8 protein-coding genes and 1 pseudogene are annotated in these 7357 nt (G+C 72.5%); 4 read left to right on the top strand and 5 right to left on the bottom strand.

Translation table 11 applies throughout. The features are described 5' to 3' along the window. Both E4099_RS35270 and E4099_RS26075 read right to left on the bottom strand, forming a co-directional pair. A pseudogene (locus tag E4099_RS35270) lies at positions 1–133 on the bottom strand (TMEM165/GDT1 family protein); the annotation flags it as partial. A gap of 216 nt (positions 134–349) precedes the next feature. Next, positions 350–931, bottom strand: coding sequence for a TMEM165/GDT1 family protein (locus E4099_RS26075; protein WP_135341566.1), 582 nt, complete (start codon positions 929–931; stop codon positions 350–352). A gap of 447 nt (positions 932–1378) precedes the next feature. Here E4099_RS26075 and E4099_RS26070 point away from each other — a divergent pair, with 447 nt between their 5' ends. The 4 genes from E4099_RS26070 (at position 1379) to E4099_RS26055 (ending at position 4571) form a co-directional block, all read left to right on the top strand. Next, positions 1379–2044, top strand: a complete 666-nt coding sequence (locus tag E4099_RS26070; protein WP_135341565.1) for an HNH endonuclease family protein — start codon at positions 1379–1381, stop codon at positions 2042–2044. Positions 2045–2321: 277 nt separating this feature from the next. Next, the gene (locus tag E4099_RS26065; RefSeq protein ID WP_135341564.1) at positions 2322–2795 is read left to right on the top strand and encodes a DoxX family protein; all 474 of its coding nucleotides are present in this window, start codon (positions 2322–2324) and stop codon (positions 2793–2795) included. 230 nt (positions 2796–3025) lie between these two features. Beyond that, the gene (locus E4099_RS26060; RefSeq protein ID WP_135341563.1) at positions 3026–3685 is read left to right on the top strand and encodes a DedA family protein; all 660 of its coding nucleotides are present in this window, start codon (positions 3026–3028) and stop codon (positions 3683–3685) included. A 193-nt stretch (positions 3686–3878) separates the two neighbouring features. Beyond that, positions 3879–4571: a lytic transglycosylase domain-containing protein gene (locus tag E4099_RS26055; RefSeq protein WP_135341562.1), complete on the top strand. Its 693-nt coding sequence runs from the start codon at positions 3879–3881 to the stop codon at positions 4569–4571. Positions 4572–4685: 114 nt separating this feature from the next. On the opposite strand, the gene E4099_RS26050 is transcribed toward E4099_RS26055, so the two are convergent. From E4099_RS26050 to E4099_RS26040, 3 genes are all read right to left on the bottom strand, one after another. Beyond that, complete coding sequence (locus E4099_RS26050) at positions 4686–5480, bottom strand: alpha/beta fold hydrolase (protein ID WP_135341561.1); 795 nt, start codon at positions 5478–5480, stop codon at positions 4686–4688. Positions 5481–5647: 167 nt separating this feature from the next. Beyond that, a complete protein-coding gene (locus E4099_RS26045) occupies positions 5648–5866 on the bottom strand; it encodes a hypothetical protein (RefSeq protein WP_135341560.1) in 219 nt (72 codons plus the stop codon). Positions 5867–6032: 166 nt separating this feature from the next. Continuing rightward, on the bottom strand, positions 6033–7256 hold the full coding sequence (locus E4099_RS26040) for a lactonase family protein (protein ID WP_245245182.1): 1224 nt from the start codon (positions 7254–7256) through the stop codon (positions 6033–6035). Positions 7257–7357: the final 101 nt, after the last annotated feature.

Raw genomic sequence — 7357 nt, 5'->3', positions numbered from 1 at the left:
TATAAGAGACAGGGATCAGCGAGAACCCGGCTCCGGCGACCTTCCAGAAGGACTGGTCGGCGGGCTTGTTGATCTCTTCTTCCCCGTCGTCCTTCTTCAGCAGCAGCACTGCCGCGCCGGCCAGGAACAGCACGGCCATCCACCCCTCACGCCACCTCCCGAGGCACTCGCCCGAGCGGGATGGTCCCGTGAAAGCCAAAGGGGTGCGGGGAGCCGCGCCACCAGCGCGAAATCCCCGCACCCCACAGGACGCACCCCCCACAGGACGCGGCCCAGCCGGACGCTCGGCGCGCCCGCACATCGGCGCCCGCGTGCGGCCCGACCGGCCGCGCCCCGCGCCCCCGCGGCGTCAGCCCGCGATCACCTCGTACAGGGTGAACCCGGCCATCGCCAGCATCACCAGAGCCGCGATCTTGGTGATCAGCTTCATCGGCACGTACTTCAGCAGCGTGCGACCGCCGAGGATGCCGAGACCGGCCACCGCCCACAGCGCCAGCACCGCACCCACACCGACCGACAGCGGGTCCTCGTAGCGGGCGGCCAGGTTGGCGGTCATGATCTGGGTGAGGTCGCCGAACTCGGCGACCAGGATCAGCGAGAACCCGGCTCCGGCGACCTTCCAGAAGGACTGGTCGGCGGGCTTGTTGATCTCTTCTTCCCCGTCGTCCTTCTTCAGCAGCAGCACTGCCGCGCCGGCCAGGAACAGCACGGCCACCACGCCCTGCACCACCCGGTGCGGCAGCAGGGTCAGTACGCTGCCCGCCGCGATGGCCAGGGCCACATGGACGGCGAACGCGGCGGCCACCCCGGCGAAGACGTACGAGGCGCGGTACCGGGTACCGAGCATCAGCCCGGCCAGGGCGGTCTTGTCGGGCAGTTCGGCGAGAAAGACGATGCCGAAGACGACGGCGGCGACGGTGATGCTGAACACGGGGGCTGGCTACCTCGTTCGCTCGGGCTGTCCGCACCGAGGAGGGCCGCCTGGTTCAGGGGTCGCTTCGGCACGGCAGCGTACGTGGACACTGCGGCCGAAGGTCTCGCTGGCACGGTGCGCGCAGGTGGCGCACACCGGGCTCCGGGCGCCGGCCCGCCATGAGGCGGGCAGTATGTCGACGGTCCGGCGAAGAGCTACTCCCCTTCTGCTGCGCCCAGCGTACCCGAGCGCCTTGCCGTGCGTATGTGCGATGCGGCACAGGGACCCACCGAATCCCGGGCGAACCACCAGAAACATCACACGATACGAGTAACGGACACCCCCTTGTCTTTGGCATGACCGCGTCGTCAATCTGTTACCCGGCGCCCACCCCACGGCTACCGGGCGCCACCAGCATGGCCGGGCACCTCCGGCCCTGCTCCCCCCACCGACAAGGGAGTTCGCATGTTCCGACTGCGCGGCACCACCCGACGTGGCGTCTACGCGCGTCGCGCCACCGTGTTCGGCGGCCTGACGGCCCTGCTCGGCACGCTGGCGCTGACCGGCCCGACCGCCGAGGCGGCTCCGCCCACCCCGCCCAGCGCCTCCACCGCCCGCGCCTACCTGTCCTCGCTCACGGTCAGCGCCGAGGGCTCCCTGGACGGCTACAGCCGCGACAAGTTCCCGCACTGGATCACCCAGAGCGGCACCTGCAACACCCGCGAGGTCGTGCTCAAGCGGGACGGCACCAATGTGCAGACCGACTCCAGCTGCGCCGCGACCAGCGGCAGCTGGTACTCCGCCTACGACGGCGCCACCTGGACCGCCGCCTCCGACGTGGACATCGACCACGTGGTGCCGCTCGCCGAGGCCTGGCGGTCCGGCGCCAGCTCCTGGACCACCTCCCGGCGCCAGGACTTCGCCAACGACCTGACCCACTCGCAGCTGATCGCGGTCACCGACAACGTCAACCAGTCCAAGGGCGACAAGGACCCGGCCGAGTGGATGCCGCCGCGGGCCTCGTACGCCTGCACCTACGCCCGCATGTGGGTGTCGGTGAAGTACACCTACGGCCTGACCGTCGACTCCGCCGAGAAGTCCAAGCTCAGCTCAATCCTCAGCGGCTGCTGACCCCTTCCCTCCCGCGGGTACCCGCCGTGCGTACGGCCCGCCGTACGCACGGCGGCACCGCGTCGGGCACCCGAGACGCCCGCCGCCCCGACCCATGACAGCAGGATGCACACCGGCGGCCCCGCGGCGTCCGGAGAGTGCGCTCACGGCCGCCCGGGCAAGGGGAATCCGGGTTCCACCCTGGCATGAACTTGAACTTGCAACAATTGGCAAGGGAACCCTAATCTGGCCCTCTCGTTGTTTCCCGTCCCCTGAAACCGAAACGAGGACCCTCCGCATGTCTTCCCCCACACCGCTCGCTCCGTTGACCGAGCGCCTTGACGCCACCAGGCCCTACGTCCTGTCCCTGTTCCGGATCGTGGTGGGCCTGCTGTTCTTCTGCCACGGGGCCTCCGCGCTGCTCGGCTGGTTCGGCGGCTTCATGGGCACCGGCGGCACCATCGACGCGGGCACCTGGCCGGGCTGGTACGCCGCGGTGATCCAGCTGGTCGGCGGTGGCCTGGTGATGCTGGGTCTGGGCACCCGCAGCGCCGCCTTCGTGTCCTCCGGCTCCATGGCGTACGCGTACTTCGTCGAGCACCAGTCGGAGAAGCTGTGGCCCATCCAGAACGGCGGCGAGGCGGCCGCCATGTTCTGCTGGGCGCTGCTGCTGCTGGTCTTCACCGGTCCCGGCCCGTGGGCGCTGGACCGGTTCTTCGGTTCCCAGGCCGCTCCGGTCACGACCGAGACCCGGCAGCCGACGGCCGTCTGAACCGAATTCAGCCCGCCCCGAATGAGGTCTGGGTCACGTCATGCGCGGCAATACGCCGCGCATGACGTGTGTTCGGCGCGTTTTCACCACTATTTCGACGTGATTCGAACAACATCACCGCCCCTTCATCGCTATCCTCATACATCCCAGGCGTACGCTGTACGGCTGTACAGGCCGCTCCTGCCGCTCCCTTGCGACATCGCGGCGGGGGGAACGGACCGGGAGACGCGTTGCTGGAACATGTGGGGTCACTGACCAACACCCCATGGATCTACGCCCTGATCGGCCTGTCCGTGGTACTCGACGTCTTCGTGCCCGTGCTTCCCAGCGGTGTCCTCGTGGTCACCGCCGCGACGGCCGCCGCCGGCACCACCGCGGACGTGGTCGGCGCGGCCCGCGCCCAGGCCGACAGCGTGTTCCCGGAGATGCTCGGGCTGGTGCTCTGCGCGGCCACCGCCTCGGTCCTCGGCGACCTGGCCGCCTTCCGGCTGGCCTGGCGCGGCAGTGACCGGCTGGACCGCGCCATCGCCCGCTCCCGCCGACTGACCGCGGCCCAGGAGAAACTGGGCACCGCCCTGGTCAAGGGCGGCGGCCCGCTGGTCGTGGTGGCCCGGTTCGCCCCGGCCGGCCGCTCCGTGGTCAGCCTGAGCGCGGGCGCCGCGCATCGCCGCCCCACGGAGTTCCTGCCCTGGTCCGCGGTGGCCGGACTGGCCTGGGCCGCCTACAGCGTGAGCCTGGGTTACTTCGGCGGCCACTGGCTCGGCGCCTCCTGGCTGAGCACCGGGATCTCGGTGCTCGCCCTGTTCGCGGCGGGTGCGGGCGCGGTGTACGTGGTCAAGCGGCCCGGCGGCGAGGAGAGCGCCCAGCCGGCCCCGGGATCCGCCTCCTGACCTGGTAGCGACGCACGCCGCACAGCCGAAGGGCCCGTGGTACCGGTCAACCGGTGCCGCGGGCCCTTCGCATGGGGCGAGGCCGCCCGCCGGACCGCCTCGTGCGGGCCGTTCACTGAGCGGATTTCAGATCGGCGGGCCCATCCGGCTACCGTCGCCCCATGCGGATCTCCCTTCCCTACGGGTCGACCCGGTGAGCCGGGGCGCCAAGCGCGCCGGCGGCGCGGTCGCCGGCACCGCACTGCTCGCCGCGGCCGCCGTGTTCGTGGTGCACCAGTTGTCCTCCGACGACGGGCCGCCCACCGTCCCGGACACCTACCGACCGGCCCTCGAGGCCGCCGCGCGGACCTGTCCCCAGCTGAGCGTGCCGCTGCTCGCCGCGCAGATAGACGCGGAGAGCAAGTGGCGGCCGGACGCCGACTCCGGCCATGCGCAGGGGATCTCCCAGTTCGCCCCGGTCACCTGGTCGGAGTGGGGACGGGACGGGAACGGCGACGGCAAGGCGGACATCTGGGAGCCGCGGGACGCCATCCCCTCCCAGGCGCGCTATATGTGCCATCTGTACCGCGTGGTCAAGGACGTGCCGGGCAACCCCACCAAACTCGCCCTCGCCGCCTACAACGCCGGTCCGGGCGCCGTACTCCGGGCGCGCGGGATCCCGCGGATCGACGAGACGCGCGGCTATGTGGACAAGATCGTGAACACGCTGCTGCCCGGCTACCGCGAGAGCGAGGCCGAGCGCGCCGAGGCCACGCCGAAGCCCTCCGGAACGGCGACCGCACCGCGGCCTTCCGGCACCGGCGCCTCGTCACCGGGCTCCGGCACCGCTCCTTCCTCGCAGCCCTCCAGCACCCCGCCGAGCAGCGGCCCCAGCCCCGGGCCATGAGGCGCTGGGCGCCACCCCAGCCCGTGAGGCAGTGAACTCCGTCCCGGGCCAAGCCGTGAGCTCGGCCACAGGCCCCGAAGCGGTGGCTCCGTCCCAGGCCCTGAAGGAGTCGGCTCAGCCCCGGGCCATGAGGAAGTCCTCGATGGCCCGCACCAGCTCCAGCGGGGTCTCGTCGGCCGGGTAGTGGCCGGCGCAGGGCAGCTCCACCAGTTCGGCGCGGGCGTACCAGCGCAGCCAGGTCTGGCGCATCACCTCGGGGGTGAGCGCCGGATCGTAGGCACCGACCACCACCCGCACCGGGACCGTGGACCCCGCGATCTCGGTGTGGAAGTCCTCCCGGGCCCAGGAGTCCAGCCAGGCCCGGAACGCCTTGGCGTCGCTGTGCTGCTCGGAGTGCCGCACCATGAAGTCGAGCCAGGCGTCCGGATGGCGGTTGCCGGTGGTCAGGTTGATGATGGTGCGACGGTTCTCCGGGTGCTCGGCGGCGCCGGCGAACAGCTCCCACTGCTCGCCCTCCAGCGGCATTCCGCTGGCCGGCACCGGGGCGACCCCGACCAGCCGGCGGACCCGCTGCGGGGCGGCGGCCAGCAGCCGCTGCACGACCGCGGCGCCCATCGAGTGGCCGACCAGAGAGTACTCATCCCAACCGAGGTGGTCGGCGAGGGCGAGCAGATCGCCGGCCGCCTCGGCGGTGCTGAACTCCCCCGGTACGTCCCGGGCCTCGCCGTAGCCGCGCAGGTCGGGCAGGACGTAGGTGAAGGCCCGCCGGTCGATGTGCGGCAGCACCGCGGCGTACGCGGCCCGGTCGGAGAGCCAGCCATGGACCGCGATGACCCGGTGCGGCCCGTCACCGACGAGTTCGTACGGCGGGATATAGGGGGGAGCAGAGGGTGGCACGAGGGATCCCATGACGCCTCCGGGTATCCGAGTGGGATGCGGGTGTGTGTCGTACACCCGCGGGGAACCACGGTGGACTCAATCGGTCGGTACGGCAAGGCCGTTGCGCATATGCGTCACGGAGCTGTCCGGTTCTTCCGGCGAACGGCTCCCCGCACCGGCGGGTCGGGGCCCGGTGGCTAGGCCGCGGTGCCTATCTCCCCGCGTAGAGCTCCCAGATAGACGCCGAGCAGCCGCCGGTACTCGATCCGCTCCTCGGGCCGCAGCGGCCGGGTCTTGCGCTCCCACAGGAAGTCGCGGATGGCGTCGTTGGCCCGCATGGCCACGTCGGCGTCATCGGCGCCGGCCGGGGCCGGGGCGTCCGTATCGTGGCGCACCGGGTCAGAGATCAGAGACAACGGGGACATAGGAACCAGGCTACGGGGTGCCTATGACAACGAACGCCCGTCAAACGCGAATCAGGGCGTAACTCCCGCCACATTTCCCGTGGGTGGCCGCTGCGCGACCGCGGGCGCCGCGGCCTCCGGTGGTCCGCACCGCGGCGTACGCGGACGAGTGCCCCGCTCAGAGCCCCTCCTCCGGGAGCGGCAGCACGCACACCGGCGCGCCGGTCGCGAACGGCTCGCCGACCGGGCGCAGTTCGCCGCCGCGGGGATCCACCCGGAACACCCCCACCGTGCCGGACCGCTGATTCCCGGTGAACAGCAGCCGACCGGAGGGCGAAAGACCCAGGTAGCGGGGGTACGAGCCACCGCAGGGCACCGTGTCCAGCAGCCGCAGCCGTGCCCCGCCGTCCGTCACCGCGAACCGGGCGACGCTGTCGTGCCCGCGGTTCGACACGTAGACGAAGCGGCCGTCGGCCGATACCGCCACGCCCGCCGGGTAGTTGCGCTCCTCGGGCCGCACCCCGTCCGGAAGCGTGGCCCAGGAGTCGCGGAGCACGAGCCGTCCGCGGACCGGGTCGTAGCCGGCCACCGTCAGCGTGCCGTCCAACTCGCCCACCAGATAGGCGAACCGCCCGCCGGGGTGGAAGGCCAGGTGCCGGGGCCCCGCGCCGGGCGCCGTGCGGGCCTGGGCCACCGGTGTCAGCCGACCGCGGTCCGGGTCCAGCCGGTAGCTGTGGACGCTGTCGGTGCCGAGGTCCACGGCGAGCACGAACCGCCCCCGCGGATCGGTCAGCACCTGGTGGGCGTGCGGACCGCGCTGCCGCTCGGGGTCGGGCCCGGAGCCCTGGTGCCGGACCAGGTCGGTCCGTTCGCCGAGCGCGCCGTCCGCGCCGATGGGGTGGACGGCCACGCTGCCGGAGCCGTAGTTGGCGGTGAGCAGGTACCGCCCACCGGGGTGCACGGACAGATGGGTGGGCGAGTCCCCTCCGGTGGATCGCGCCCGGCCGAGCGGGTGGAGCGTGCCCCGGTCGCCGACGGCCAGGGCGCGCACCGTTCCGTCCCGCTGCTCGTCCAGCGCGTACAGCACCCGGCCGGAGGGGGCCAGGGCGAGGTACGAGGGGTCGCCCACCCCGTCGAAGGTGCCGACGGCGGTCAGCGTGCCGCCGCCGTACCGCGCCATCGTGATGCCCGCGCCGAACGTTCCCAGATACACCAGCCGGCCCTCCGCCCGTCCCGCCCCGTTCCGCTCCGCCTGCTCGGTGGGCAGGCCCCGGGCCCGCCCGGTGTCCGGGGGCCGCGCGGAGCGGGCGGCGGCCACCGCCGCCGCCGTGCCCGCCGCCCCGGCGACTCCGAGCGCGCCCAGCAGCGTCCGGCGGCTGAGGTGCTCGGCGTACCGCGGCACCGTCCCCACCTCCCGCTCTCCGCTCGAATCGCCTGCTTCCGGACACCGGGGCCGTACGGCGAGCGACCGGCCGCCGGCCGGCCCCGGCCCCGGCCCCGGCC

Source organism: Streptomyces palmae, assembly GCF_004684805.1.
Classification (GTDB): Bacteria; Actinomycetota; Actinomycetes; order Streptomycetales; family Streptomycetaceae; genus Streptomyces; species Streptomyces palmae.
This window is presented reverse-complemented; position numbering and strand designations above follow the sequence as displayed.